This window comes from Nonomuraea composti (assembly GCF_012034275.1).
In the GTDB taxonomy this organism is placed as follows: domain Bacteria; phylum Actinomycetota; class Actinomycetes; order Streptosporangiales; family Streptosporangiaceae; genus Nonomuraea; species Nonomuraea composti.
Genome location: NZ_JAATEP010000019.1, coordinates 75,780 through 100,662, shown reverse-complemented (window position 1 = coordinate 100,662; position 24,883 = coordinate 75,780). Strand labels below are relative to the sequence as shown.

General features: G+C 72.8%; 30 protein-coding genes. 24 read left to right on the top strand and 6 right to left on the bottom strand.

Annotation, left to right across the window (positions count from 1 at the left end; genetic code table 11):
• Positions 1-15 precede the first annotated feature (15 nt).
• On the bottom strand, positions 16-450 hold the full coding sequence (locus tag HCN51_RS26170) for a MarR family winged helix-turn-helix transcriptional regulator (RefSeq protein WP_346433802.1): 435 nt from the start codon (positions 448-450) through the stop codon (positions 16-18).
• Between the two features lie 53 nt (positions 451-503).
• Between HCN51_RS26170 and HCN51_RS26165 the strand changes: the two genes are divergently transcribed.
• The 4 genes from HCN51_RS26165 to HCN51_RS26150 all read left to right on the top strand — a co-directional run bounded on the left by HCN51_RS26165 (position 504) and on the right by HCN51_RS26150 (position 3,193).
• Positions 504-1,094 (top strand): TIGR03086 family metal-binding protein, encoded by a 591-nt coding sequence (locus HCN51_RS26165; protein ID WP_168012529.1) that lies wholly within the window; start codon positions 504-506, stop codon positions 1,092-1,094.
• Between the two features lie 109 nt (positions 1,095-1,203).
• The gene (locus tag HCN51_RS26160; RefSeq protein ID WP_168012527.1) at positions 1,204-1,629 is read left to right on the top strand and encodes a serine/threonine protein kinase; all 426 of its coding nucleotides are present in this window, start codon (positions 1,204-1,206) and stop codon (positions 1,627-1,629) included.
• Between the two features lie 68 nt (positions 1,630-1,697).
• Positions 1,698-2,591, top strand: a complete 894-nt coding sequence (locus HCN51_RS26155; protein ID WP_168012525.1) for a hypothetical protein — start codon at positions 1,698-1,700, stop codon at positions 2,589-2,591.
• On the top strand, positions 2,588-3,193 hold the full coding sequence (locus tag HCN51_RS26150; RefSeq protein WP_168012523.1) for a hypothetical protein: 606 nt from the start codon (positions 2,588-2,590) through the stop codon (positions 3,191-3,193). The genes HCN51_RS26155 and HCN51_RS26150 overlap by 4 nt, the downstream gene beginning before the upstream one ends.
• 44 nt (positions 3,194-3,237) lie before the next feature.
• Here the strand turns inward: HCN51_RS26150 and HCN51_RS26145 are convergent, their stop codons facing one another.
• Positions 3,238-3,606 carry a sigma-70 family RNA polymerase sigma factor family protein gene (locus HCN51_RS26145; RefSeq protein WP_206067818.1) on the bottom strand — a complete coding sequence of 123 codons (369 nt, stop codon included), beginning with the start codon at positions 3,604-3,606 and terminating at the stop codon, positions 3,238-3,240.
• Here HCN51_RS26145 and HCN51_RS26140 point away from each other — a divergent pair.
• Together HCN51_RS26140 and HCN51_RS26135 are read left to right on the top strand one after the other, a co-directional pair.
• Positions 3,599-3,856 carry a carboxymuconolactone decarboxylase family protein gene (locus HCN51_RS26140; protein WP_206067815.1) on the top strand — a complete coding sequence of 86 codons (258 nt, stop codon included), beginning with the start codon at positions 3,599-3,601 and terminating at the stop codon, positions 3,854-3,856. The two genes, HCN51_RS26145 and HCN51_RS26140, sit on opposite strands and share 8 nt — an antisense overlap.
• Positions 3,857-3,872: 16 nt before the next feature.
• Entirely contained in the window at positions 3,873-4,634 is a 762-nt protein-coding gene (locus HCN51_RS26135; RefSeq protein WP_168012521.1) for an SDR family oxidoreductase, read from the top strand.
• A gap of 213 nt (positions 4,635-4,847) precedes the next feature.
• Here HCN51_RS26135 and HCN51_RS26130 read toward each other — a convergent pair whose 3' ends face one another.
• A complete protein-coding gene (locus HCN51_RS26130) occupies positions 4,848-5,624 on the bottom strand; it encodes a class I SAM-dependent methyltransferase (protein WP_168012519.1) in 777 nt (258 codons plus the stop codon).
• 139 nt (positions 5,625-5,763) lie between these two features.
• On the opposite strand from HCN51_RS26130, the gene HCN51_RS26125 reads away from it, so the two are divergent.
• Genes HCN51_RS26125 through HCN51_RS26115 form a run of 3 tightly spaced genes read left to right on the top strand, consistent with a single transcriptional unit; the run spans position 5,764 to position 6,762 of the window.
• Positions 5,764-6,090 carry a PadR family transcriptional regulator gene (locus HCN51_RS26125; protein ID WP_080038093.1) on the top strand — a complete coding sequence of 109 codons (327 nt, stop codon included), beginning with the start codon at positions 5,764-5,766 and terminating at the stop codon, positions 6,088-6,090.
• Positions 6,087-6,443 carry a DUF1048 domain-containing protein gene (locus tag HCN51_RS26120; RefSeq protein WP_168012517.1) on the top strand — a complete coding sequence of 119 codons (357 nt, stop codon included), beginning with the start codon at positions 6,087-6,089 and terminating at the stop codon, positions 6,441-6,443. The genes HCN51_RS26125 and HCN51_RS26120 overlap by 4 nt, the downstream gene beginning before the upstream one ends.
• Before the next feature lies 1 nt (position 6,444).
• Positions 6,445-6,762 (top strand): DUF1048 domain-containing protein, encoded by a 318-nt coding sequence (locus HCN51_RS26115; protein WP_080038095.1) that lies wholly within the window; start codon positions 6,445-6,447, stop codon positions 6,760-6,762.
• Positions 6,763-6,765: 3 nt separating this feature from the next.
• On the opposite strand, the gene HCN51_RS26110 is transcribed toward HCN51_RS26115, so the two are convergent.
• The gene (locus tag HCN51_RS26110) at positions 6,766-7,617 is read right to left on the bottom strand and encodes an SAM-dependent methyltransferase (protein WP_168012515.1); all 852 of its coding nucleotides are present in this window, start codon (positions 7,615-7,617) and stop codon (positions 6,766-6,768) included.
• Positions 7,618-8,010: 393 nt separating this feature from the next.
• Between HCN51_RS26110 and HCN51_RS26105 the strand changes: the two genes are divergently transcribed.
• The gene (locus HCN51_RS26105; protein WP_346433801.1) at positions 8,011-9,102 is read left to right on the top strand and encodes a lectin; all 1,092 of its coding nucleotides are present in this window, start codon (positions 8,011-8,013) and stop codon (positions 9,100-9,102) included.
• 207 nt (positions 9,103-9,309) lie between these two features.
• Here the strand turns inward: HCN51_RS26105 and HCN51_RS26100 are convergent, their stop codons facing one another.
• Positions 9,310-10,764 carry an MFS transporter gene (locus HCN51_RS26100; RefSeq protein ID WP_346433800.1) on the bottom strand — a complete coding sequence of 485 codons (1,455 nt, stop codon included), beginning with the start codon at positions 10,762-10,764 and terminating at the stop codon, positions 9,310-9,312.
• A 59-nt stretch (positions 10,765-10,823) separates the two neighbouring features.
• Here HCN51_RS26100 and HCN51_RS26095 point away from each other — a divergent pair, with 59 nt between their 5' ends.
• The 14 genes from HCN51_RS26095 to HCN51_RS26035 all read left to right on the top strand — a co-directional run bounded on the left by HCN51_RS26095 (position 10,824) and on the right by HCN51_RS26035 (position 23,774).
• Positions 10,824-11,825, top strand: a complete 1,002-nt coding sequence (locus HCN51_RS26095) for an ArsR/SmtB family transcription factor (protein ID WP_206067809.1) — start codon at positions 10,824-10,826, stop codon at positions 11,823-11,825.
• Positions 11,826-12,052: 227 nt separating this feature from the next.
• Complete coding sequence (locus HCN51_RS26090) at positions 12,053-12,202, top strand: anacyclamide/piricyclamide family prenylated cyclic peptide (RefSeq protein WP_168012513.1); 150 nt, start codon at positions 12,053-12,055, stop codon at positions 12,200-12,202.
• Positions 12,203-12,266: 64 nt separating this feature from the next.
• Positions 12,267-12,488, top strand: a complete 222-nt coding sequence (locus HCN51_RS26085) for a hypothetical protein (protein ID WP_168012511.1) — start codon at positions 12,267-12,269, stop codon at positions 12,486-12,488.
• A gap of 122 nt (positions 12,489-12,610) precedes the next feature.
• Positions 12,611-14,665: a PatA/PatG family cyanobactin maturation protease gene (locus tag HCN51_RS26080; protein WP_168012509.1), complete on the top strand. Its 2,055-nt coding sequence runs from the start codon at positions 12,611-12,613 to the stop codon at positions 14,663-14,665.
• Between the two features lie 68 nt (positions 14,666-14,733).
• The gene (locus HCN51_RS26075; protein ID WP_168012496.1) at positions 14,734-14,928 is read left to right on the top strand and encodes a cyanobactin biosynthesis system PatB/AcyB/McaB family protein; all 195 of its coding nucleotides are present in this window, start codon (positions 14,734-14,736) and stop codon (positions 14,926-14,928) included.
• Between the two features lie 46 nt (positions 14,929-14,974).
• Positions 14,975-16,921 (top strand): S8 family serine peptidase, encoded by a 1,947-nt coding sequence (locus HCN51_RS26070; protein WP_168012494.1) that lies wholly within the window; start codon positions 14,975-14,977, stop codon positions 16,919-16,921.
• 75 nt (positions 16,922-16,996) lie between these two features.
• Positions 16,997-17,731 carry a GNAT family N-acetyltransferase gene (locus HCN51_RS26065; protein ID WP_168012492.1) on the top strand — a complete coding sequence of 245 codons (735 nt, stop codon included), beginning with the start codon at positions 16,997-16,999 and terminating at the stop codon, positions 17,729-17,731.
• A 43-nt stretch (positions 17,732-17,774) separates the two neighbouring features.
• A complete protein-coding gene (locus HCN51_RS26060) occupies positions 17,775-18,641 on the top strand; it encodes an amino acid ABC transporter permease (RefSeq protein WP_168012490.1) in 867 nt (288 codons plus the stop codon).
• Entirely contained in the window at positions 18,638-19,399 is a 762-nt protein-coding gene (locus tag HCN51_RS26055) for an amino acid ABC transporter ATP-binding protein (protein WP_277350093.1), read from the top strand. Before HCN51_RS26060 ends, HCN51_RS26055 begins: the two co-directional genes overlap by 4 nt.
• Positions 19,400-19,418: 19 nt before the next feature.
• Positions 19,419-20,381 (top strand): ABC transporter substrate-binding protein, encoded by a 963-nt coding sequence (locus HCN51_RS26050; protein ID WP_168012488.1) that lies wholly within the window; start codon positions 19,419-19,421, stop codon positions 20,379-20,381.
• Positions 20,382-20,730: 349 nt separating this feature from the next.
• A complete protein-coding gene (locus tag HCN51_RS26045) occupies positions 20,731-21,636 on the top strand; it encodes an RNA polymerase sigma-70 factor (protein ID WP_168012486.1) in 906 nt (301 codons plus the stop codon).
• Positions 21,637-21,702: 66 nt separating this feature from the next.
• Complete coding sequence (locus HCN51_RS59755; RefSeq protein WP_240973256.1) at positions 21,703-22,071, top strand: cytochrome P450 family protein; 369 nt, start codon at positions 21,703-21,705, stop codon at positions 22,069-22,071.
• 26 nt (positions 22,072-22,097) lie between these two features.
• Complete coding sequence (locus HCN51_RS59750; protein ID WP_240973255.1) at positions 22,098-22,379, top strand: cytochrome P450; 282 nt, start codon at positions 22,098-22,100, stop codon at positions 22,377-22,379.
• Between the two features lie 120 nt (positions 22,380-22,499).
• On the top strand, positions 22,500-23,774 hold the full coding sequence (locus HCN51_RS26035) for an MFS transporter (RefSeq protein ID WP_346433799.1): 1,275 nt from the start codon (positions 22,500-22,502) through the stop codon (positions 23,772-23,774).
• Between the two features lie 148 nt (positions 23,775-23,922).
• Here HCN51_RS26035 and HCN51_RS26030 read toward each other — a convergent pair whose 3' ends face one another.
• Positions 23,923-24,819 (bottom strand): isocitrate lyase/PEP mutase family protein, encoded by an 897-nt coding sequence (locus tag HCN51_RS26030; protein WP_168012482.1) that lies wholly within the window; start codon positions 24,817-24,819, stop codon positions 23,923-23,925.
• Positions 24,820-24,883: the final 64 nt, after the last annotated feature.

Sequence of the window (24,883 nt, the reverse complement as noted above, 5' to 3'; positions counted from 1 at the left end):
TCAAGGCTGGTGACGTCATCCCATGAACTCCTCGCGCGGCAGCCGGTGAAGCGCCCGCGCCGCGTTGAGGAAACCTTCGCGATCGGCCGGAGGCAGGCGTTCGAGCAGCCGGTTCTCGTTGGCCTGGATCCGGTCTCTGATGGCCCTGCGCACCGTGCGGCCCTTGGCGGTGATCGCGAGGATCCGCGCGCGACGGTCCCGCGGGTCCGGCTCGCGGGTGATCAGCCCGGCCGCCTGCAGCTTGTCGAGCGTGTCGATGATGCGGGTCTTGTCGGCGCCGACGGCCTCGGCGAGGGACGCCTGCGTGCGGACGGTGCCGTTGTCGAGCGCGCCGAGCACGACATATCCCCACATCGAGACGTCGTGCGCGGCCAGCACGGGCAGCTCGGCGGCGATCAGGGACTGCACGACGGGACGCAGCATCTCGGCGAGGTCGGGGCGCTCGGTCACCCGTCCCAAAATACCGGCTTGCCAAATGATAAGCGTGTGTAGATTATGTGCAGATGCTTACTAACTCGAACCTCGTCGCGCTGGACGCCGAGGCCGTCCGTACCAGCCTCGACGTGGCGGCCACGCTCAAGCCGGCCGACCTGTCCCTGCCGACGCCCTGCGCGGGATGGACCGTGCGCGACCTGCTGGCACACATGACGGCCCAGCACCACGGCTTCGCCGCGGCGTTCCAGGGTGACGACGACCTCGCCCACTGGGAGGTGCGGCCGCTCGGCGACGACCCGGCCGCCGCCTACCGGGCCGCGGCCGAGCGAGTGCTGTCGGCCTTCGCCGCCGACGGGGCGCTGGACCGGCTGGTCCCGCTGCCCGAGCTCGGCGGGTCGTTCCCGGCCGCGCGGGCGATCAGCTTCCACTTCGTCGACTACGTCGTGCATTCCTGGGACCTGGCCAAGCCCCTGGGCATCGACGTGCGCTTCTCGGCCGAGGTGCAGGAGGCCGCTCTGCAGGTGGCGCGGGCCGTACCGGACGGGGAGGCGCGGCTGCGGCCCGGTGCGGCGTTCAGGCCCGCGCTGCCCAGCACGGGTGGCTCGCCTTTCGAGGACGTCCTCACCCTCCTCGGCCGCTCGCCCGATTGGCCGGTATGACCGCTTTGTTGACCATGTGTGAACTATCACATTGATCGGAAGCGCCGGATGGCGATCGTGAGCCGGTGGTACTCATGATCACAGCATCGAGGCAAGCGAAAGGAACCACGTGCGCACACGCAAGCCGGCGACCCTCCTGGCCGGCGCCGTCCTGGTCACCACCACCACGCTGGCGGCCGTCGCCACCCCGGCCAGTGCGGCCGGGCCCTGCGGCAGCAGCTACAGCCGGGTCGGCGTCTACAGCATCGGCGTCGAGAAGTACGGCTACCGCACGGGCATCCTGGAGGTGTACTACAGCTCCAGCACCGGCAAGAACTGCGCCATCACCTACGGCGACGGCCCCTACGCCAACACCACGAGCTGGAAGGGCGTGGTGATCTCGCGCGGCGACGGCAGCGGCGAGGACAGCGACGCCGGCAACTACAAGTACTACGCCGGCCCGGTCTACGTCTCGGCGCCCGGCCAGTGCATCGACGTCGAGGGCATCTCGCCGTCCTGGACGAGCGTCAAGCTCAACAACGTCCACTGCGGCTGAACTACTCACTGCCGGATTGAGTCGTTTCGCGCTCGTCCCGGCATGGCCGGCCGCGACAATGTAGGGACATGCACGATTTATCGACGAAGGTCATCCCGATGTGGCGCACCGCCCTCATTGGGCTGATCACGGCCTTTCCCGCGGCCGTCATCAGCGCGGACCTCCAGGGGGAAGAGCGCGGCGGGCCCGCTCTGCCGGCGGTCACGCTCCTCGCGGCGATGAGCCTGGGCGCGTTGGCTGCGCGGCTGGCCCGGCTGCCGCGCTGGGGCGTGACCGGTCCCGCCGGCGGCGCGGTGGCCTGGCTGCTCATCGGCGCCCTCGCGGTGCTGGCGCCGGTGCCGGAGTCGGAGCTGATCGGCCGCCTGCCCGTCCTGGTCGTCCCCGTCTACGTGGCCGGGGGCGTGGCCGGCTTCGCGCTGGCGGTGTGGTCGCTCACCTCGCCCGTACGCTGGTGGGCGGTGGCCCTGGTCACCGTCGTGCCCCTCGTGTCCTGGTGCGCGGCGCAGCGCGAGCCGCAGATCCGGGCCTGGCTCGAGGTCCGCGGCTTCGAGACGTCCGGCGTGCCGCTGATCGCTCCCCGGATCGGAGGCTACCGGCTGGTCCACGTGGATCTCAACGCCGTCGGCCCGCGGCCGTCCACGTGGCTGGAGTACTGGCGGGACGCCACGCCGGACCGGGGATTCTCCGAGATCCAGGTCACGGTCTGGCCCGCCTCGGCCGGCAGCCCGCGCGACTCCTGCCTGGCCGTCACCGAGAACCTGGGTGCGGCCCTGCACTGCACCGCCCTTCCGGGGGACCGCTGGGTTCGCACCGGCGCCGACTCCGGCTGGGTCACCCTGTTCGCCCGGACGGGCGGCGCGCTGGTCATGCTCAACGGCTCCGGCGTCACCCAGGCCGACCTGGTGGCGGCGCTGCCCACCTTCCGCCCTGTCACGGCCCGAGACCTGGCGGCGATCTCATGACCGGCAAGGAGCACGGCGGCGGCAGGCCGCCGGCCGGGTACCAGGATCCCGAGCCGGCCGGCCTGGCGTCGCGGTCCCTTGCCACGCTCGTCGCCGCCGCCCTGGTCGTGGCCGGCTGCGGCAGCGGCGCGGCGCTCAGCCAGGAGGTCATCGACCGGGCGCGGACGCAGGGGGTGGCGCCCGAGCTGATGTACGTCGTCGACCTGCCCGGCTTCGAGCTGGCCGAGCAGTCCGTGGGCGGGGTCGGCGAGGACGGCTTCGGTGCCGTCTACACCGGGCCCGGAGGCGAGCAGGTGGAGCTGCGGGTGGACCGCACGCCGTACGAGTGCGTGGGCACCTGCGAGCGTGACGACGGCGGAGGCTGGTACACCGTGCACGAGGGCCGGCAGGCGTACGTCGCCGTCCGCAAGGACCACTACGTCAAGCTCGTCTGCCCCGTCGGCCAGGTGGACCGGGCGGTGCTGAAGCGGGCGGCGGAAGGCGCCCGCCCGGCCGTCGGCGACGGCGGCACCCCGGCGCCCCCGCCGAGCCTCGTGCGGCGCGGCGACCTGCCCGAGAACGGCGACGGCGCCCCCATCCAGCGGACCGGCCCCGGCGGCTGACCCTCGCAGGGGGGCGAGCCTGACCTGGGTCATCTCGCGGCTCGTCACGCGCGGCGCGTCACCGCGATCTCCCGCTCCACCCGCGACAGCTTCTCGGGGTTGCGCACGTGGTAGGCGCCGGTGACGTAGCCGTTCTCCACGCGTACCGCCACCACGCCGTCGATCTCGCCGTCGACCCGCACGAGCAGGCCCGGGCCGCCGTTGATCTGCACCAGCTCGACCGACCTGTCCGCGTCGCGCTTCCACCAGCCGACGGCCAGCAGGCGCGCCACGTTCTCGATGCCCACGACGGGCCGCAGCAGGGCGTGCCTGACTCCGCCGCCGTCGCTCAGGGCGACGACGTCCGGCGCGAGGATGTCGAGCAGGCTGCGCCGGATCGAGGAGCCGGAGGAGCGCATCACCGTCGTGGCCACCTGGCGCGACGCCACCTGCTTCACCCCCGCCGAGCGCGCCGCGCTGGAGCTGGTGGAGGCGGCCCTCACCTCGAACCCCTCCGGGGAGCGCGTGCCCGACGAGATGTACGCCAGAGCGGCGGCGCACTACGACCACCGGGCCATGTGGTCGCTCATCATGGCGATCGCCCACATCGGCTTCTTCACCCCCGCCGCGCTCATCGCCAAGCCCATCCCCGGCATGCCGCCCGGCCAGAACTACACCGACTGAGAAAGGCACCACCACCATGAGCACCACTTACACCGTCGCGGTCGCGGGCGCGACCGGGCGGCTGGGCCGCCACGTCGTCGACGTCCTGACCGAGCAGGGGCACCGCGCCGTGCCGATGTCGCGCGCCACCGGTGTGGACGTCATCACCGGCGAGGGCCTGGCCGCAGCGCTCGCCGGCGCCGACGTCATCATCGACGTCGCCTCCTGGCACGACTCCGACCAGGACGCGGCCACCGAGTTCTTCCGCACCTCCGCCCGCAACCTGCACGAATGCGGGCAGAAAGCCCACGCCGCTCGGATCGCGATGGCGTCCATCATCGGCGCCGACAAGGCCACCGCCGGCTTCCTCGCCGCCAAGAAGGTGCACGAGGAGGTCCTGCTGCCCGGCCCGCTGCCGGTCCGCGTCCTGCGGGCGGCGCAGTTCCACGAGTTCGTCGGCCAGCTCCTCGACTGGCAGCAGGGGGACGTCGCCTACGTCCCGGCCCTGCCCACCCAGCTCGTGGCCTGCCGCGCCGTCGCCGAGGAGCTGATCGCCCTGGCCCTGGCCCCCGAGGAGCCCGCTCCCGGCACGCCGATCCCCGAGATCGCCGGGCCCCGCCAGGAGATCATGGCCGAGGCGGCCCGGCTGCTCGGCGCCCGGCGCGGCATCAAGGTCGTCGGCGTCGACGGCGCCGGCATGCCGGACGCCGAGCTCGCCGCCGCCGGCGCCTTCCTGCCCGGCCCGCACGCCAAGCTGGCCGGGCCCACCTTCCAGGACTGGCTCGATGCCCAGCCCTGACGCGCGCCCCGGCGGCCGGCTCCGACCGGGCCGGCCGAGACCGCCCAGAGGCGCCGGGCGGTGGCCGGACCGAGCGCCCACGCCTTGACGCCGTGCGGGTGCCGCGAGGCCGGCGGTGACCCCCGGAGTGCGCGAACTCCGGGGGTCACCGCGTCGGCGACGATGCTGAAGGCGGCCGTCGATCTCCTGCCGCAGTCGGCAGTTGCCCGCCGGTCACGCGGCCGACTGCGGCACCTCGACGACGAAGCACATGAAGCTGATGCCGTCGAACGGCTCCGGGGCGTCCGGGGCGGTCTTCGGCTCGCTGATGGCGGAGAGGCGGAAGCCCGCGTCGGTGAAGGCGCCGGTCATCGCGTGCAGCGGCCGCCGCCAGAAGGTCAGCGGGTACTGCTTCCCGCCGAACGTCCACAGATCGGTGTAGCTGGTGGTGTCGCGATAGACGGGCCGGGGATCCTCCGACAGCCACTCCACGAACGGGTGGTTGACCGACGCGATCAGCCGCCCGCCGGGCTTGATCACGCGCCGCAGCTCGGCCAGCGTAGGCCCCCAGTCCTCCAGGTAGTGCAGCACGAGGGAGGCGATGACGTCGTCGAACTCGTCGTCGCCGAACGGCAGCGGCTCCCGCAGGTCGGCCACCCGCAGGTCCGCGTCGTCGCCGAGCCGCCGCCGGGCCACCGCCAGCATCCCGGCGCTGGCGTCGATGCCGGTGACGATGGCGCCGCGCTCGCGCAGCCGGGCCGTGAGGGCGCCCGAGCCGCAGCCGGCGTCGAGGATCCGGCGGCCGGACACGTCTCCGGCGAGGTCCAGCATCGCCGGCCGCTCGATGTAGGCGTTGAGGAGGCTGTTCTCGTTCTCCGCCGCGTACTCCTCGGCGAAGCTGTCGTAGTCGTTCACCGCGACCGCCGGGTCGAGAGGCTCGGTGACGGGCGTGATCCAGTCAGGGCGCTGTACGTTGACGGGGCGCTCGGGCACACCGGTTCCGGGTTCCATTGCCGCAGCCTAGCGATCACCGGTCGCGAAGCGCGGAAGTTTCGTGCCTTCTGCGCCGGTACGAGCGCGCTACTCTGTGGTACTGTGTAGTGGTACTTGGTGCTACCGAGTACCACTGGAGAGATCGAAAAGGACCACGATGGACGACCTGACGGAGATGCTGAAAGGCACGCTCGAGGGCTGCGTGCTGCAGATCATCGGCCGCGAGGAAACCTACGGGTACGCCATCACCCGCCGGCTGAACGAACTCGGCTTCCACGGCGTCGTCGAAGGAACGGTTTACACCATCCTGTTGCGGCTGGAGAAGAACAAGCTCGTCCAGGTGACGAAACGACCGTCCGAGCAGGGCCCGCCCCGGAAGTTCTACGCGCTCAACGACGCGGGGCGCAAAGAGCTGGCGACCTTCTGGGCGAAATGGGAGTACGTCTCATCGCGGATCGACAAGCTCAAGGAGGGCGGAAGATGAGCTTCTGGGAAACCATCACCGGCAGCGATCTCACCCGCGAATGGAAAGCCTTCGAAGCGCGGGCCGCGGCCCTGCCGCCCGATCACCGGGCGGCCTGGGAACAGATCAAGAGCCACCTTTTCCTGTACGGCGATTTCACCGGCCGGAACCTGATGCCCATTTTCGACGGCGCTCTCGGGCTGCTCGAAGAAACGGCCGCCGACGGGCAGAGCATTCACGACGTGCTGGGCGACGACATCGCGGGCTTCTGCGCGGCACTGGCCGGCGGAGAAGGCGCCCGCACCTTTCGCGACCGGTGGCGCGCGCAGCTGAACAGGAATGTCGCAAGGAAACTGGGCCGGCTGGGAGGCTGACGTGGGCATCCAGGACATCATCGAAGGCAAGAGGCAGTGGCGGGCGCACCTGGCCCGGGTCAAGGCGCTGCCGCCGGACTACCAGATCGTCTACAAGGAGATCCAGCGGTACTACTTCAAGGTCGGGCCGCTCGAACTGACCGAAGGAGACCTGCTGTCGGGGCTCGTCGACTTCTTCGAGGAGGGCGCGGCGGCCGGCAAGGGCGTGCTGGAGCTCATCGGCGACGACGTCGCCGCCTTCGCCGACGGGCTCATCAAGGACTCGCGCACGTACGCGGACGTCTATCAGGAGTCCGTCAAGCAGAAGCCGCGGAAGTAACGCTCACGGCTTGACGGCCAGGCCCCCGTAGGCCCAGGCGTGGCCGCCGGGGATCTGCTCCTGGTACTCGGTGAGGTCCGGCCGCCACGTCACCACCTCGACGAGGCCCGGCTCCACCAGGTCCCAGCCCTCGAAGAACCGCAGCGTCTCGTCGTAGGTGCGCGGCACCATGGGGGCGGTGCTGTTGTCGTAGGGCTTGGTGAAGTCCTCGCGGCGCACCTGCTCGGCGAAGTCGAGCGTGATGTGCGACAGCAGCAGGTGGCTGCCGCTCGGCACCGCGGCCTTCAGCTGCTCGACCAGCCCGTACGGGTCCTCCTCGTTGGTGATGAAGTGCATGACCCCGGCCAGGATGACGGCCACCGGCCGGGTGAAGTCGATCACCCGCCGAACTGCGGGATCGGCCAGGATCTTCTCCGGCTGCCGCAGGTCGGCCTCGATCATGTCGGTCAGGCCCGCGGGGTCGCCGGTCAGCAGCGCACGGCCGTGCACCAGCACGATCGGATCGTTGTCCACGTAGGCCACCCGGGCCTCGGGCACGGCCTTCTGGGCGATCGTGTGGGTGTTGTCCTGGGTGGGGATCCCGGTGCCGATGTCCAGGAACTGGGTGATCCCGGCCTCGGCCGCCAGATAGCCCACCGCCCGGCCCAGGAACGCGCGATGCGCGCGCACGCCCTCGCGCGTGCCCGGAGACACCTCGATGAGCGCTTCCGCGGCCTTGCGGTCGGAGGCGAAGTGGTCCTTGCCGCCCAAAAGGTAGTCGTAGATCCGAGCCGGGTGGGGGATGTGCGGGTTGATCCTCGGGCTCGGAACCTCTTCGGGGGCCGGCGAGCCCGCCCCTCCGTCGCTGTGAGTCATGTTCTCTTCCGTGGCGAGATCACTTAGGGCCATCAGTGTGAGGATCGCCCCGAAAACTGTCAAGATCGCGACCGCAACTTTCGGCCGTCATGTGACGCTCTGGCCGGACGCTCCCTGCGCGGGATCATGAAACTTTCATGGGCACGCATGCACCGGCTGAAAGCATCTCACCTCGGTAAGCCACGGTGAGTGCGAGCCGAAGGACGCCCTCCGGCCCGCGCAAGCTACGGCACTCTTGACAGTACCTTTCGGACTCGGATTTGCTCCGTCCGCCACCACTTCCCTCAACCCGAAGGCGGGAGCTCGACCGCTCAGCGGGTTGTTAGCGCTAACAACGGAGGCGGACCCATGCGACCAAGCGAACCGCGGACCTGGAGACGATGGTGGGCCCTCGTGCTCACGGTGGTGGCGTTAGCCGCGACCGGCACGATGCTGGGCACCGGGGTCGCCGGCGCCGAGTCGAACGGGGGAGTGCGCGTCATGCCGCTCGGCGACTCGATCACTGAGGGCACCCAGGTGCCGGGCGGCTACCGCATCGGCCTGTGGCAACGCCTCGCCGCCGGCCGCTACACCGTCGACTTCGTCGGCTCCCAGTTCAACGGGCCCGGCAACCTCGGCGACCACGATCACGAAGGCCACCCGGGCTGGCGCATCGACCAGATCGACGCCAACATCGCCGGCTGGCTGCGCACGTACACGCCGCGTACCGTCCTGCTCCACATCGGCACCAACGACATCCTGCAGAACTACAACGTCTCCGGCGCCCCGCAACGGCTGTCCGCCCTGATCGACCACATCACCACGGCCGTGCCGTCCGCGGACGTCTTCGTCGCCACCATCATCCCGCTGTCCAACTCCGGGCAGGAGGCCGCCGCCCGCACGTTCAACGCCGCCATCCCCGGCATCGTGCAGAGCAAGGTGAGCAGCGGCAAGCACGTCCACCTGGTCGACATGCACAGCAAGCTCACCACCTCCGACCTGATCGACGGCATCCACCCGACCGCCGGCGGCTACGACAAGATGGCCGCCGCCTGGTACGCGGCACTCCAGTCCGTCTCCGGCAGCATCGGCCAGCCCGGGGACAACCCCTCGGGCGCGATCGCCATCAGAGGCGTCGGCTCGGGCCGCTGCCTCGACGTCACCGGCGCATCCCAGACGAACGGCGCCCAAGCCCAGATCTGGGACTGCAACGGCCAGCCCAACCAGCAGTGGAGCCCCACCGCGAGCGGCGAGTTGCGCGTCTACGGCAGCAAGTGCCTGGACGTGTCCAACCGCAGCACCGCCGACGGCGCCGGGGTCGCCATCTGGGACTGCAACGGCCAGAGCAACCAGCAGTGGCGCTTCAACACCGACGGCAGCATCACCGCCGTGGGGGCGAACAAGTGCCTGGACGTGCCCAACTACTCCACGGCGAACGGCGTCAAGCTCCAGATCTGGTCCTGCAGCGGCGCCACCAACCAACGCTGGACCCGCATCAGTCCGTGACCGCACTCCGGCCCGTCCTGAGAGGGACGGTCCAGGTGGATGGCCCGCGCCCGGGGTCACCGCCGCACGCCGGCCCGATGGCGGCGCTCCGGCGTGATGGCGGCGCTCCGGCGTGATGGCGGCGCTCCGGCGTGATGCCCGCGCCCATCCTCGCGGCCGGGCTCCATCCTCACGGCCGGGCTCCATCCTCACGGCCGCGCCCCATCCTCACGGCCTCGCGCCGGACTTCCGGGGCGCGGCGGTGCGGCGCGAGGATGCGACGCGGGGGTATGACGTGAGCACGCGCCAGAGCGCCAGGACGGACAGCAGGGACGCCGCGCCCGCCGCACCCACGACCAGCCCGGGCGCCGCCACCTCACCCAGCGCCCCACCGCCCGCCGCGAACACCCCCTGCGCCGTCATGGTCCCGGTCAACGCCAGCCCGAACGCCTGCCCGCGGTTCCCCTCCGGCACCACCTCCAGGAACCGCCGGGCCAGCCCCAGCTGGTACGCGACCCCGAACCCGGACCCGGCCAGCAGCAACGCGGCCACAACCGGCCCGGGCGAGAGCACGAACCCGAGCAACGGCGCCCCGAGCAACAACGCCAGCGGCCCAGCCAGCCGCTCCCTGCATCGTGGGGCGACCAGCCGCCCGATCACGAGATCACCGGCGAGCATGCCGAGCGCTACGGCGGTGAACAGCATCCCGGCCGCACCCGGCACGCCGATCCGGTCGGCGTACGGAACGAGCACCCCCTCGGCACCCACCACGAGCGCGGCCGGCAGCCACTGGGCCAGCAACGACGAACGCACCGTGGTCCGGCGCAGCAGCTCACGATTGACCCGCCACGTCTCACGCACCCCGCCCTCCGCGGTCGCCGCAGCGCGGTGCGGTCGCTCGGCCAGCCGCAGGCGCAGCAGTGCGGCCGACAGCAGACAGCTCACCACGGTGACCCAGAGCGCACCGCACGGGCCGAGCACCGCGATCAGCATCCCGCCCGCCGCGAACCCGAGCACCTGCGTACCACCCGCGGCCATGGAGAACAGGGCCCGGCCGAGCACGTACCGATCGCCGTCGAGCAGCTCGGGCAGCAACGCGCCGCGCGCCGCGGAGGCGACCGCGCCGGGCACGCCGGCGACGAACACCAGCACCAGCATCCCGACGGGAGAGAGTAAGCCGGCGGCGAGCACGGCGGCGAGCACGGCCCGAATCAGGTCATAACCCACCATCACGGCCCGCGGCGGCCACCGATCGGCGTAGGCCAGCAGCAGCGTCCCGCCAAGAGCGTGAGGCAGGAAACCGGTGACGTAGGCCAGCGCGCCCAGCAGCGGCGAGCCGGTGCCGGCGTAGACGGTCACCGAGAGCGCGAGCATCTTCACGGTCTCGCCGCCGAGGAAGAGCACGTACCCGGAGAACAGCACACGGAACTGCCCGACCGCGAACACCTCACGGTAGCCGGCCCGCACCTGCGCCTCCTCCTGCACCGGCCGACACGCGCGGACCTGACTGGGCTGGTGCACGGACCGGTGTGCGGCCTCGTGCGTGGGCTCCTGCTCGGACACTTGCGCGCACTCGTGCGGGGCCCGCTGCCCGGACCCCTGCGCGGGCTCCCGTGCGGACTCGGGGGCGGCCTGCGGCACGAGTCCCTGTGCGGGATCGGGCGCGTTCTGGAGCGTCGTCACGCGGGCCAGTCTCCGGGCAGGCCCGACGCGGGCGTTAGGGTTTCGTGTGGAGGCGAAAGATGCTGGCCATCGAAGTCGGGCCGGTCGACGTGGCCCACACCCGTTACGCGATCTCGCCGCTCGGGGAGGCGATGAATGCGTTGCGGGTGGCGGCGGGCAAGCAGCCGGCCGGGCCGCTGCGGCCCTGGGCGGAGCGTGTCGCGCCCCGGTACGCGCGGCTGCTGCGCGAGACGCCCGCGGTCGCGGCGTTGACGGCGCTGTTCCGCCGAGGGGCCTACAACGCCGACTTCATCCATCCGCCGCCGCCGGGCCGCGGCGGCGACTTCGCGGCCGAGCTCGCCGTGGTGCGGGCGACCCCGCCGCACCAGGCCCGCGCGGAGATCGTCCGCAACCTGGCGGGCCTGCCCGCGCCGCCGCGCCGCGTCCAGGAGATCCTGTCCGCCCCGGACGTGCTCACCCGGCTGGCGGACGCGATCGAGGCGACCTGGCACGCGCTGGTCGAGCCGGACTGGCCGCGCCTGCGTACGGTGCTGGAACGCGACCTGGTGCACCGCGCCGGGCACCTGGCCATGTACGGCTGGGCCGCGGCGCTGTCCGACCTGGATCCGCGGGTGCGCTGGCGCTCCGAGGGCGCCGACGGCGTGATCGAGGTGCGCACCGGCCCCCGGGACGCGTGGCAGCGGCACCGGCTGGGCGGCAAGGGCCTGCTGCTGATGCCGACCGTCTTCGGCACCCTCATCAGCTACGTCGAGCCGCCCTGGCCGTACGCCCTGGTGTATCCGGCGCGCGGCGTCGCGAGCCTGCTGGGACCGCCGCCACCCCCTGAGGGCGGCGCGGCGGCGCTGGCGCGGCTGGTCGGCCCGCACCGCGCGCAGGTGCTGCGGGCGCTGGAGGTGCCGGCGACGACCACGCAACTGGTCCGGCAGCTGGGGCTCAGCCTGGGCGCGGTCGGCGGCCACCTGACGGTGCTGCGCGAATCCGGCCTGGTCACGCGGACGCGCACGGGCCGATCCGTCCGTTACGCACGCACCCCGCTGGGCGCGGCCCTGGCCGGCGACTGAGCGGACGGTCGTCGCAGCAGGTCGATGACGAACGAGCCCGGAGCGTGTCGTACGGGCTGGGCCGCACATGGCCGCCCGCCTGACAAGGAGCGAAAACTGCCTGCTCCGCGCCAGTAGGGCCTAGCTGACATGGCTATATCACTCAGCGTAATTCGCTCATTACGGTAGGTGCGCATCGTTGGTGTGGGCCGACAGGGAGCTCACCCGAACGGAAGGATCCCATCACCATGCCGCAGACGTTAACGCCGCGCCTGGCCGCCCCCGTCGAACGCACCCTCCCCACCGCCTCGGCGACCGCGGCCGACGGCCTCACCCCGTCCCTGTTCGCCGGCGTCACCTGGAAGGACATCCCGTTCGCCGGCGACGGCCACGAGTAGCCCGCCTCGGACAGCTCCGAGACAACGTCACGGCGAGCCATCGCTCAACCCGAAAGGAAGCACCATGACGCTGCCCATCCAATCCACCCCCGTCCAGCGCACCATCACCGGCGTCCCGGCGGCCGAGCAGGCCGGCGTCGAGGCGTCCGGACTCTGGCCCCGCATCCCCATCCCGTCCGCCGGGGTCGAGCAGTCCTGGGACGGGAACCCGAGGATCCCGTTCGCGGGCGTCGAGCAGTCCATCGACTTCTACCGCATCCCGTTCGCGGGCGAGGGCGATGAGTAACAGCAGGTGAAAGGGCGAGCGCCCGGCGCCTCGCCCGCCCGCCGGATGACGGCGCCGGGCGCTCCGCCCGCCCGGGAACGCCCCCGCACCTCCCCGCACCTCCCCTCAGCGACAGGAGCGACATGGCCGAACTGTCCGCGATCCCCGGCCTGAAAGCGCTGTGGCGGCGCACCACCGGCGACGACCGGATCACCATCGCCATCGTGGACGGCCTCGTCGACGAGACGCATCCGGCCCTCACCGGCGCCAAGCTGACCCAGATCCGCGACCTGTGGCCGGGCGAGGAAGCGGCGGGCCGTAAGGTGGCGCACGGCACCGCGGTGGCCGGTGTGCTGCTGGGCCGGCACGACGGGCCCGTTCCCGGGGTGGCGCCGGGCTGCCGGGTGGTGAGCGTGCCGGTGTTCGCGGAGGGGCGGCGCACGTCCCAGCTGGATCTGGCGCGGGCGATCGAGCTGGCCGCCGACGCCGGCGCGCACGTCGTCAACATCAGCGGCGGCCAGCTCGCCGACGCCGCCGAGGCCGAGGACGTGCTGACCCGGGCGGTACGCCGCTGCCGCGACCAGGGCGTGCTGATCGTGGCCGCCGCCGGCAACGACGGCTGCCTGTGCGATCACGTACCCGCCGCGCTGGACGGGGTGCTGGCCGTCGGCGCCTGCGACTTCCACGGCCGGGTGCTGCCGTCCAGCAACTTCGGGCCCGGCAGCCGCCGCCAGGGCCTGCTCGCGCCCGGCCACGACATCCCGGTCGCCCTGCCCGGCGGCGGCACCGCGACGATGAGCGGCACCAGCCTGGCCGCCCCCGTCGTGTCCGGCGTGGCGGCGCTGCTCGCCTGCCTGCAGTTGCGCCAGGGCGGCAAGCCCGACCTGCCGGCGATCGGCGAGCTGCTGCGCGCCACCGCCACCCCGTGCGACCCCGCCACCGGTCCGGACGGCCCTCACGGCGGTGCAGCCGGCACCTCCCACGCCCCGCCCGGGCCCGGCCGACCCGAGGCCGGCCCTGAGGCCGCGTGTGCGCGCTATCTCAACGGAACACTCGACATCACGAAAGCGGTGACTGCTGTGACGGCCTCCATCGAGACCTCTGCCGAGACCTGTGCTGCGACCCCCTCCACCACCTCCTCGCCCGTCACGCCCGCCGGCCTGACGGATGTCTCGGCCGCGCCGCCGGACGAGAGCGCCGTGGCGTTGTCGTGCGGTGCCTCCCCGGCGGCGGAGGCCGGGTGCGGGTGCGGTGGTGCCGAGACGTACGCGCCCGCGCCGGTGGTGGCCGCCACCCCGCTCGGCGCCGGCGTGACGCCCTCCGCCGAGCCGGCGGCGCCCGCGGCGCGCAGGCAGGTGTACGCGCTCGGCTCGCTCGGCTACGACTTCGGCACCGAGGCCCGCCGCGACACGTTCAAGCAGCTCATGCCGGACGTCGAGATCGACGGGCAGGGCGTGCCCGCCAACCCGTACGACCCCCGCCAGATGGTCGCCTACCTGCGCGACAACCCCTCCGAGGCCCGCCCGCTGATCTGGACGCTGAACCTCGACCTGACCCCGATCTACGCGATCGAGCCGGTCGGCGGCTACGGCCCCGGCGTGTACGAGCGGCTGACCGACTTCCTGGACCGCCAGCTTCGAGCCGAGGACGACCCCGAGTTCGTGGACCGCATCTCCGTCCCCGGCACGCTTCCGGGCCGCACCGTCAGGCTGTTCAACGGGCAGCACGTGCCGGTGATCGAGGTGAACCTGACCCGCGGCCTGTACGGCTGGTCGGTCACCTCCCTGGCGCACGCGGTGGTCGCGGAGTGCGCGGTGCCCGCCCACAACCAGCCGGGCGCGGTGCCCGAGCAGGACCGCTTGGCGGGCGCGGTCGCCGACTTCCTCCAGCGCATCTACTACGACCTGCGCAACTTCGGCGCCACCAGCCGCGACCGCGCCCTCAACTACGCCGCCACGAACGCCGTGCAGGCCCGCCAGACGCTGGCCGAAGCCCTGGGCCGCGGCATGGCGTTGCAGAACATCGACGTCGAGAAGAGCCCGTACGGCCGCCCCGACTCCGACTGCTGGGACGTCAAGCTGCGCTTCTTCGACCCCGACAACAGCAAGCGGGCCAAGCGCGTCTACCGCTTCACCATCGACGTCAAGGACGTGCTGCCGGTCACCATCGGCCAGGTCCGCTCCTGGCCCGAAGCCTGATCCCACGCTCACCCTCTCGGGGGCTCGGCATCCGCCCGCAGCCGCCGTCCGAGAAAGGCAGACCCCGTATGAGCCGTCCCCCGCAGGTGCCGCCGGTGCGCCGCGACGAGCCGATCGACCCCTACGCCACCGTCGACCTGAGCGCCGCCACCCCGCAGGAGCGGGCCAGGCTCCGCGCCCACCTGCTGTTCGCCGCCAACACCGGCGACCCGGCCGCCTTCAACCCCTACTCCCACGAGCAGGCCAAGCTGTCGGCCGCCTGACCCGCCGGGAACCGTCGAAAGCCCGAGCCGCTGGAGAGAAACGCCGATGGCCGATGCCCACCCCACCCCCGCGCCGGGAACCGCGACCATGCCGCCCGCCCCGCCGCCCGCCCCGCCGGCGACGGCCGGCACGGTGGCACCCGCCGCTCCACCAGCGGCCCGGCCGGCCCCGGACCCGCCGTCCAGCCCGCCGCGCCACCCCACCCAAGCCATCCCCGGGATCGAGGAGCTGCGGCGGCGCACCGGCGGCGGAGATCCGGGCATCACCATCGGCGTCATCGACGGCGTGCCCGACCTGGCGCACCCCAGCCTGGCCGGCGCGCGGGTGCGGCGGCTGCCCGCCTGGTGGGAGCCGCCCGCCGAGCCGGACGCGCAAGGGGTCGAGCACGGCACCTGGACGGCCGGCGTGCTGTCCGGCCAGGCGGGGAGCATCCTGCCCGGCCTGGCCCCGCGCTGCCGGGCCCTGTTCCTGTCTCCGAACCTGTCCGAGGAGCACCCGGCCGACCCGCTCTCGGCCGCCCGCGCCATCGACGAGCTGGTAGAGGCCGGAGCCGACCTCATCCAGGTCACCTACGCCTTCTCCACCGCCTCCGACGACGCCGACCCCCTGCTCAAACGCGCCGTCGCCCGTGCACTCGACCAGGGGGTGCTCGTCACCGCCCCGGCCGGCAACAACTACGGCGAGAACAGCATCGCCGTGGCCAACCTGCCCGGCGTCCTGGCGGTGGGCGCGCACCGCGCGGACGGCCGCATGTTCTTCTTCAGCAACCACGGCCCCGCCTACACCGGCCATGGCCTGACCGCCCTCGGCGAAGCCGTCTACGGCCCGCACCCGGACGGCGGCATCAAGGCCCAGAAGGGCACCTGCGTCGCGGTCGCCCTGGTCACCGGGGCCGTCGCGCTGCTGCTCAGCCTGCAACGCCACCTCGGCCACCGGCCGGACGCCCTGGCGGTGCGCGACGCGCTGCTGTCCACCGCCCGCCCCTGCACGGCCGAGCAGGCCCACGGCAAGCCCGCCCGCTGCCTGAACGGCTACCTCGACCTCCCCGCCGCCACCGCCCACCTGCTCGCCGACCCGGGAGCCACGGCGAGCGCCACGCCCGGCCCGCCTCTCGCCCCGCCGCGCCCGATGTCCGGCGGCCCGCCGGCCATCGCTGACATCGGCGGCGCCCACCAACGCCCGGCCGAAGCACCACAAGTGGCCCGGCGACGACCGGACGTGCGCATCACCACCCTGGCCGAACGCCCCGACCTCGCCCCCACCATCACGGACCAGCCCGCCCACCAGGGCCGGGCCCAGCAGTTGCCGCTCTTCCTGGCCCACGACCTGGCCGCCAGGTGGAGCGCCCAAGTCAGGCTCCACGAGCGCTTCCCTCAGTTCGCCGTCGTGGCCACCGACGACCACGGCCAGGTCGTCGCCCGGGGCGCCGCCGTGCCGTTCGCGCTGATGACGCCGGAGCGCGGCAAGCTCCCGGACGGCGGCTGGGACGACCTGCTCACCTGGGCTCATGCCGACCTCCAGCACGCCACCCCGCCCGACACCCTGGGCCTGCTCGCCATCACCGTCCAGCCGGACCACCGTGGCACGGGCCTGCCCGCCCGCCTCCTGGACGCGTTGAAGACCGCCGCCCGCGCGGCCGGGCTCGCCCACGTGGCCGCCCCCGTCCGCCCGACCCGCAAGCATCACGAACCCCGCACCCCGATGGCCGACTACGCGCGCCGCACCCGCCCCGAGGACGGCCTGCCCGCCGACCCGTGGCTGCGTACCCACGTCCGCGCCGGCGGCACCATCATCGGCCTCGCGCCCGCGTCCATGACCGTCACCGGCTCCCTCGCCCAGTGGCGGGCCTGGACCGGGCTGCCCTTCGACACCGACGGGGAGGTGATCGTGCCCGGCGCGCTCGTGCCCGTGCACGCGAGCCTCGCCCACGGCCACGCCGTCTACGCCGAGCCCAACGTCTGGGTCCACCACCCTGCCAAAATAACCAACTAAACCAGTAGGACTTGACGGTTTTTCCGCGTTGTGCTGAGCTGGGGCCGCTGACGGACGTGAGAAAGGCCCCGGCTCATGCATGTGGAATTCCGTCCCTTACCGGCCGCACCCATAGACGCGCTGAACGATCCCGTCCGGGCCGCGCTGCTCGGAGCGCACGCCCACCTCGCCGAACGGCGCGGCCGGGTGCTGCGTTACCCCGTGGAGGTCGCCCCGTTCCTGTCGATGCCGGCCGACGCGGGCCCCGCCGACTGGCGGGACGCGGCGGCGCTGGCGGGCGAGGGCGGCGAGGTGCCGCTGACCGGCCCGGCGCTGCTGCCCCCGCCCGGCTGGCAGGAGGCGAGGAACGTTCCCGGCGTCCAGCTCACCGGTGAACACATCGGAGGCAGGCACGATCCGGGCGTAGTGCGGCTGGGGCCGGCGGACGTGCCCGAGATGCTGGACCTCGTCGAGCGGACCAGGCCGGGCCCGTTCCGGCCGCGTACCATCGAATTGGGCGCCTATCTGGGGATCCGGCACGGCGGCGCGCTGGTGGCGATGGCGGGGGAGCGGCTGCGCCCGCCGGGCTGGACGGAGATCAGCGCCGTCTGCACCGACCCCGCGCACCGGGGGAGGGGCCTGGCGACCCGGCTGGTGCTGGCGGTCGCCGCGGGCATCAGGGAGCGCGGCGAGACGCCGTTCCTGCACGCCGCCGCCGCCAACACGCCCGCGATCCGCCTGTACGAACGGCTCGGCTTCCGCCTGCGCCGCACCACCGAGTTCCGCACGGTGCGGGTGCCGGCACGCGAACGGATCGAGGGCCGGTCATGACGCCGCCCAGGGGCGAAGCCTCCGCCCGGATCGAGGGCCGGTCATGACGCTGCCCGAGGTCGAGGCCCCCGCCCGGCAGGAGGCGCGGCGGCCCTTGGAGGTGGTGACCGCCCGCCACCCGCTGCGCTGGCTGGCCGCGGCCGGCGTGCTCGTGGTGCTGGCGATGGCCGCCAGCGCCCTCATCACGAACCCGGCCTGGGAGTGGGAGGTGGTCGGGCAGTACCTGTTCGCGCCGTCGGTGGTGCGCTCGGTGTTGCTGACGCTGGAGCTGACCGCGCTCGGCATCGGCCTCGGCTTCGCCCTCGGCACGGTGCTGGCGCTCATGCGCCTGTCGCCCAACCGGCTGCTGTCGTCGGTGGCCTTCGGGTACGTGTGGCTGTTCCGGTCGGTGCCGCTCATCCTGCAACTGCTGTTCTGGTACAACCTGGCGCTGCTCTACCCGCGGCTGTCGGTCGGGGTGCCGTTCGGCCCCGCGTTCTTCGACTTCGGCACGATGGACCTGGTCGGGCCGCTGACGGCGGCGGTGCTCGGGCTGGCCCTGCACCAGGCCGCCTACGCCGCCGAGATCGTCCGCGGCGGCCTGCTGTCGGTGGACGCCGGGCAGCGGGAGGCCGCCGCCGCGCTGGGGCTGCCGCCGGGCCGGCGGCTGTTGCGGATCATCCTGCCGCAGGCCATGCGGACGATCGTGCCCAACGCCGGGAACGAGATCATCGGCCTGGTCAAGGGCACCTCGGTCGTCTACATCATGGCGCTGCCCGAGCTGTTCTACCAGGTGCAGGTGATCTACAACCGCAACGGCCGCGTCATGGCCCTGCTGCTGGTCGCGGCCCTCTGGTACCTCGCCCTGACCACCGTCCTGTCGATCGCGCAGCACTACGTCGAGCGCCACTACGGCAAGGGGCGGGCATGAGCGCGATGGTCGAGCTGCGCGGCGTCCACAAGAGCTTCGGCCCCCTGTACGTGCTGCGCGGCGTGGACCTCGACGTGCCCAGAGGCCAGGTGCTGGTGGTGCTCGGCCCGTCCGGGTCCGGCAAGTCGACGCTGCTGCGCACGATCAACCACCTGGAGAAGGTGGATCGCGGCTCGGTGCGGGTGGACGGGCGCCTGCTCGGCTACCGCCAGGTGGGCGAGCGCCTGCACGAGCTGCCCGAACGCGAGGTGCTGCGCCAGCGCACCCAGATCGGCTTCGTCTTCCAGTCCTTCAACCTGTTCCCGCACCTCACCGTCAGGCAGAACCTGATGGAGGCGCCCCTGTCGGCGCAGCGCCGGCCGCGCTCCGAGGTCGAGCCGCTGGCCGAGCGGCTGCTGGCCCGCGTCGGCCTGGCCGACAAGGCCGACGCCTACCCCCGTACGCTCTCCGGCGGCCAGCAGCAGCGCGTCGCCATCGCCCGCGCGCTCGCCCTGGAGCCCAAGCTGCTGCTGTTCGACGAGCCCACCTCCGCGCTCGACCCCGAGCTGGTGGGCGAGGTGCTCGACGTCATCAAGGGCCTCGCCCGCGCCGGCACCACCATGATCGTGGTCACCCACGAGATCGGGTTCGCCCGCGAGGTGGCCGACGCGGTGGCGTTCATGGACGCCGGCCGCGTCGTCGAGCTCGGCCCGCCCGCCCAGGTCCTCGACGCCCCCGCCCACGAGCGCACCCGCGCCTTCCTCGCCAAGGTCCTCTGACACCCCAAGGACGCCACCCATGCGCGCTTCGCCCCTCCTGCTCGCCGTCCTCACCGCCGCCGTTCTGACCGCCTGCGGTACCGAACCGGCCACCACCGCCCCGCCCCCGGTCGTCGCCGGCAAGAAGATCAACCTGAGCCCGGAGCAGAACCGGGTACGCACCCAGAAGGTCACGGCCATCGCGGCGAAGGTGCCCAAGGAGATCGCCGCCGACGGCAAGCTGACCGTCGGGTTCAGCGCCAGCGGCTCGCCGCCGCTGGTGTCCCCGGCCACCGACGACACCACCCTCATCGGCGTCGAGACCGACCTCGCCCAGCTGGTCTCCGACGTGCTCGGCCTGGAGTTCACCCCGCAGTCCAGCTCCTGGGAGAACCTGTTCCTGGCCGCCAAGTCCGGCAAGTACGAGGCCGTCTTCAGCAACGTCACCGTCACCGAGGAACGCAAGGACACCTACGACTTCGCCACGTACCGCATCGACCAGCTCGCCTGGCAGGTGCCCGACAGCAGCCCCATCAAGGCCATCAAGGGCCCCGCCGACATCGCCGGGCTGCGCGTGTCGGTCGGCTCCGGCACCAACCAGGAGAAGATCCTGCTCGACTGGGACCGGCAGAACCGCGCCGCCGGCCGCAAGCCGGCCGAGATCCTCTACTACGAGAAGTACGGCGACGTGCTGCTCGCCCTCAAGTCGGGCCGCGTCCAGGCGTACTTCGGCCCCAACCCGAACATCGCCTACAACATCGCCGTCAGCGGCGGCTCCCGCATCGCCGGCACGTTCTCCGGGGCCGGGCCGGACCTCCAGGGCCTCATCGCCGCCATGACGAAGAAGGGCAACGGCCTGGTCGAGCCGCTGCACGAAGCCCTGAACACGGTCATCAGGAACGGCACGTACCAGCAGGTGCTGGAACGGTGGGGGCTGGCCAACGAGGCCATCCCCGAGTCGCGGATCAACCCGCCCGGCCTGCCCCGCCAGCCGGCCTCGTGACCGGGCCGGCCGCGACCGCACGGGCACCCGGGGCGGCGGCCGGCAGGCGGTGCCGACGGCCGGCCGTGGTCGCCGATGGCGTGGGCGCTGTCGCCGGCGGCGTACACGTCCGGGTGCGAGGGCGAGCGCATCGTGCGATCGACGACGATCCGGCCGTCCCCGACGACCACCTCGTTCACTCCTGTCGTTGCGTGCGCGCCGTTCTGACGACCATGCGGCGTCGGCGCCCCCGGCTTTGTGACACAGCGTTCATGTGACGTGGGTCATCCGTCACGGCTGTCACACGGCGGCGGGCGCCGGCGCCTTGTGCATGGACCGGCAGTGACGGGCGAACAGGCGGGAGCCACGCATGAACGAGCGCAGCGCAGCGACGACGGACCCGGCGACCGAGGCGTTCCTCCGCCACCGCAACCTGCTGTTCACCGTCGCCTACGAGATGCTCGGATCGGCCGCCGACGCCGAGGACGCGCTCCAGGAGACGTGGCTGCGGTGGACGAAGGTGGACCTCGGCCAGGTGGCCGACCGGCGCGCCTACCTGGTCCGGATCACCACCCGGCGGGCCCTCGACCGGCTGCGCACGATGAAGCGCCGTAAGGAGGACTACGTCGGGCCCTGGCTGCCGGAGCCGCTGCTCACCGCGCCCGACGTCGCCGAGGACGCCGAGCTCGCCGAGAGCGTGTCCATGGCGCTGATGCTGGTGCTGGAGACACTGGCGCCGACCGAGCGGGCCGTGTTCGTGCTGCGCGAGGTCTTCGGCGTCGGCTACGACGAGATCGCCGCCGCCGTCGGCAAGACGCCGGCGACCGTGCGGCAGATCGCGCACCGCGCCCGCCGGCACGTCGACGCCCGACGGCCGCGCGAGGCGGTCTCCCCGGGCCAGGTGCGGGCGGTCGTGGCGTCGTTCCGGCGGGCGCTCGAAACCAGGGACCTCCAGGGGCTGCTGGACGTGCTCGCGCCCGAGGTCGTCCTGATGAGCGACGGCGGCGGCGTCAAGCAGGCCGCCCCGCACCCGGTCGTCGGCGCCGGCAAGGTCGCCCAGCTGATCGTCGGCGGCCTCGGCAGGGCCAGGATCGCGCTCACCAGCGAGCCCACCACGGTCAACGGCAACCCGGCGCTCCTCCTGCGGGTGGACGGCGAGCTCGACGGGGTCATCGCGGTCCGCGTCGAGGACGCCCGCATCACCGGCCTCTACTACGTCCGCAACCCGCGCAAGCTCACCCGCATCACCTCCGAGACCCCGCTCACGCTGCGGTGACCCGCCAACCCCTCTCCCTTCCCCGACAGAAAGGTCATCCATGACGAACCCCGACCGGTCGACCTGGTGCGGGCGCTGTCCCTGCCGGTGCCGTCCCTGGTGATCTGCGAGCTGCTCGGCGTCCCCTACGCCGACCACGACTTCTTCCAGAGCCGCACCGCCATGATGGTGAGCCGCACCTCGCTGGAGGAACGCCGGCGAGGCATGGCCGAGCTGCGCGCCTACCTCGACGACCTGGTCACCCGCAAGGAGTCGGAGCCCGGGGACGACCTGCTCAGCCGGCAGATCGCCCGGCAGCGCCAGGAGGGCGCCCTCGACCACGGCGCCCTGCTGAGCCTGGCGTTCCTGCTGCTGACCGCCGGGCACGAGACCACCGCGAACATGATCTCCCTCGGCGTGGCCGGCCTGCTCACCCACCCGGACCAGCTGCCCTGATCAGAGCCGACCGGGCCAGGACGCCCATGGCCGTGGAGGAGCTGCTGCGCTACTTCACCATCGCCGGCGGGGTCACCAACCGGGTGGCCGTCGAGGACGTCGAGCGCGGCGCCCGCCACCACCTCGCCTTCGGCTTCGGCCCGCACCAGTGCCTCGGGCAGAACCTGGCCAGGATGGAGCTGCAGATCGTCTTCGACACGCTGTTCCGCCGCATCCCCACGCTGCGGCTGGCCGGGCCGGCCGAGGACCTGCCGTTCAAGACCGACGCCGTCATCTACGGGCTGCACGAGCTGCCGGTCACCTGGTGAGGCGAGGGTAGCGCGCGCCCTTTCGATGGACAGGGCCATCCCGGGCGGGTATCTTCTCCGAGTCCCGCCCGTACCCGCCTGGAATCGAGCGTGCCCCCGGCCCCGCGAGGAAGACATTTCGTGACCGACCACGTCCCGCTGCGCAGGAACGCGCGCTTCCAGCTGCTGTGGGCCGGCAGCGCGATCTCCCAGCTCGGGTCCGAGCTCACCAGGCTCGCCATGCCGCTGCTGGTGCTGGCGCTCACCGGCTCGCCGGGTGCGGCGGGCATCGTGGCCGGCGCCCGCACGGTCGCGTTCGTCGCGGTCCAGATGCCGGCCGGCGTGTGGGTGGACCGGTGGGACCGCCGCCGCACGCTCCTGGCGGCTCAAGGTCTCCAGGCGGCCGCCTCCGCGCTGCTGACGGCGCTGATCGTCACCGGTCAGGTGCGGCTCTGGCACTTCGTCACGCTGGCCGTCCTGGACGGGCTGTGCGCCGCGTTCATCGGCCCCGTCCAGGACACGGCGATCCGCGGCATCGTCCCCCCAGGCCAGCTGCACGCCGCCTACGCGCAGGAGGAGGCCCGCACCCACGCGGCCGGGCTGATCGGCCCGCCGCTCGGCGGCCTGCTGTACGGCCTGGGGCGGGCGGTGCCCTTCGTCGTCGACACCCTCACCTTCCTCGCCGCCACGCTCCTGTACGCCTTCGCGAAGGTCCCGCGCCGCCCCGCGGTCACCCCCCGGGAAGAGGAACGGCGGAGCATGCGCAAGGAAGCGGCCGAAGCCGTCGCCTGGCTGTGGCATCGGCGCGGCCTGCGCGAGGTCACCGCCGCGGTGATGGTGCTCAACCTGCTCGGCGGAGCGTTCCTCATCCCGCTGATCGTGCTCGTCGGCGAGCGCGGCGGCGACGCGCGCGTCACCGGCGCGGTCCTGGCCGGCCTCGGCATCGGCGGGCTGGCCGGCGCGCTGCTGTCGGGCCGCGTCAGCCGGCTCCTGCCGCCCGGCAAGCTGCTGCCGGCCGTCGTGGCCGTCTTCGGCGCCGCGCTGGCGGCCACCGCGCTGCCCTGGGGCGCGTGGTGGCCGATGATCCCGCTGGTGTTCATCACGTTGTCGACGCCCTCCCTGAACGTCGTGATGAACGTGGTGATCGCCCGCATGGTGCCGGAGGCCATGCTCGGCCGGATGGGCGCCGTTCTGAGCATGGGCGGGATGGTGCTCAAGCCCCTCGGGCCCGTCATCGGCGGCGCGCTGGCCGCGGCGCTGGGCGGCGCGGGGGCACTCCTCGTGCTGGGCGGGCTGCTCGGCCTGACCGCCGCCACGGCCGTCCTCAGCCGGGAGCTGCGCCACTTCACCGGCGAACCCCCGGAAGCCGCGGACGACGCGCCCGCCGGCGACGAGGCCCCGCACGCGCCCGCCTAGGGCCCGCTCGTCCTCAGGCGGAGATCCGCTGCAAGGCCGCCCCCCTTCCGCCTGGACCAGGTCGTCCGCGCGGTGCCGGTCCTGGCACAACGAGCAGGCGATCTTCCACGACCACGACAACCGGCCACGCACATGGGCGGTGTACTCCTCATCCACGCTCATCGGACTCCCCGATCGACGACTTCACAGGAGGAGATGCCGCCGGCCCGGGGCCAGGTTGCATGCAGGCGTGGCGCCAGCGCGTGAAGGGGGTCCGGTCCGAGGCGACGGCCGGGAGCATCACGGACCCGAACGTGTCGTACAGGTGCCGCTGCAGGGCCGGTCCGAAGCTCACCCGCGCCACGCCGAGCTCCGCGAGCCGGGCCAGCGACAACCTTCCGTTCCCGTACGCGACGTTGACCGGCCCTGGAAGGCCCTCGGCCAGGGCACGGATCACCTCCGGGTCCGCGGCCCCGATCGGGTAGACGCAGTCGGCGCCGGCCTCCAGATAGCGGGCGCCGCGCGCGAGCGTGCCCGCGACCTGCTCCCGCGCCGGCCCGGACCGGCGCAGGAACAGGTCGGTACGGGCGTTGATCACCAGGTCCGCGCCCTGCGCGACCGCCGCCTCGCGGACCGCGGACAGGAAGTCCGCCTGCTCGGCCACGTCGATCATGTCGCCGCTCGCCGGGTGGGAATCCTCCAGATTCAACCCGGCGGCCCCGGTAGCGGCGAACCGTTCGACCAGCTCGGCCGGCGCCAGCCCGTACCCGCGCTCGAAGTCGATCGTCACCGGCACGCGCACCGCCCGCACGATCCGCGCGGCCGCGGCCAGCACCTCACTGACCGGCGCCCGCTCCCCGTCGTCGTGACCGAGCACGGCGGCCATGGCCGCGCTGCTCGTCGCGACGACGGGGAAGCCGGCCGCCTCGATCATCCGGGCCGAGGCGGCGTCCCAGGCGTTCGGCACCACCAGCGGCGCGCCGGCCACGTGCAACCGGCGCAGGGCGGCACCCCCGCCCCGCCCGTCTGGATCGATGCCTGTGGCTGCTGCCGGTGTCGCACGCATGTCGGCTCCTGGTGCTCTCTTGTCGCTGTCTCATAGAGATGGACACCATCAGCGCCGCAAACGG

Bases quoted from the DNA above. Each gene is read 5' to 3' on its own strand.
- HCN51_RS26165 (WP_168012529.1), top strand. From the start codon at position 504: ATGCTTACTAACTCGAACCTCGTCGCGCTGGACGCCGAGGCCGTCCGT.
- HCN51_RS26155 (WP_168012525.1), top strand. From the start codon at position 1,698: ATGCACGATTTATCGACGAAGGTCATCCCGATGTGGCGCACCGCCCTC.
- HCN51_RS26150 (WP_168012523.1), top strand. From the start codon at position 2,588: ATGACCGGCAAGGAGCACGGCGGCGGCAGGCCGCCGGCCGGGTACCAG.
- HCN51_RS26135 (WP_168012521.1), top strand. From the start codon at position 3,873: ATGAGCACCACTTACACCGTCGCGGTCGCGGGCGCGACCGGGCGGCTG.
- HCN51_RS26130 (WP_168012519.1), bottom strand. From the start codon at position 5,624: ATGGAACCCGGAACCGGTGTGCCCGAGCGCCCCGTCAACGTACAGCGC.
- HCN51_RS26125 (WP_080038093.1), top strand. From the start codon at position 5,764: ATGGACGACCTGACGGAGATGCTGAAAGGCACGCTCGAGGGCTGCGTG.
- HCN51_RS26120 (WP_168012517.1), top strand. From the start codon at position 6,087: ATGAGCTTCTGGGAAACCATCACCGGCAGCGATCTCACCCGCGAATGG.
- HCN51_RS26110 (WP_168012515.1), bottom strand. From the start codon at position 7,617: ATGACTCACAGCGACGGAGGGGCGGGCTCGCCGGCCCCCGAAGAGGTT.
- HCN51_RS26095 (WP_206067809.1), top strand. From the start codon at position 10,824: ATGCTGGCCATCGAAGTCGGGCCGGTCGACGTGGCCCACACCCGTTAC.
- HCN51_RS26090 (WP_168012513.1), top strand. From the start codon at position 12,053: ATGCCGCAGACGTTAACGCCGCGCCTGGCCGCCCCCGTCGAACGCACC.
- HCN51_RS26085 (WP_168012511.1), top strand. From the start codon at position 12,267: ATGACGCTGCCCATCCAATCCACCCCCGTCCAGCGCACCATCACCGGC.
- HCN51_RS26080 (WP_168012509.1), top strand. From the start codon at position 12,611: ATGGCCGAACTGTCCGCGATCCCCGGCCTGAAAGCGCTGTGGCGGCGC.
- HCN51_RS26075 (WP_168012496.1), top strand. From the start codon at position 14,734: ATGAGCCGTCCCCCGCAGGTGCCGCCGGTGCGCCGCGACGAGCCGATC.
- HCN51_RS26070 (WP_168012494.1), top strand. From the start codon at position 14,975: ATGGCCGATGCCCACCCCACCCCCGCGCCGGGAACCGCGACCATGCCG.
- HCN51_RS26065 (WP_168012492.1), top strand. From the start codon at position 16,997: ATGCATGTGGAATTCCGTCCCTTACCGGCCGCACCCATAGACGCGCTG.
- HCN51_RS26060 (WP_168012490.1), top strand. From the start codon at position 17,775: ATGACGCTGCCCGAGGTCGAGGCCCCCGCCCGGCAGGAGGCGCGGCGG.
- HCN51_RS26055 (WP_277350093.1), top strand. From the start codon at position 18,638: ATGAGCGCGATGGTCGAGCTGCGCGGCGTCCACAAGAGCTTCGGCCCC.
- HCN51_RS26050 (WP_168012488.1), top strand. From the start codon at position 19,419: ATGCGCGCTTCGCCCCTCCTGCTCGCCGTCCTCACCGCCGCCGTTCTG.
- HCN51_RS26045 (WP_168012486.1), top strand. From the start codon at position 20,731: ATGAACGAGCGCAGCGCAGCGACGACGGACCCGGCGACCGAGGCGTTC.
- HCN51_RS59750 (WP_240973255.1), top strand. From the start codon at position 22,098: ATGGCCGTGGAGGAGCTGCTGCGCTACTTCACCATCGCCGGCGGGGTC.
- HCN51_RS26030 (WP_168012482.1), bottom strand. From the start codon at position 24,819: ATGCGTGCGACACCGGCAGCAGCCACAGGCATCGATCCAGACGGGCGG.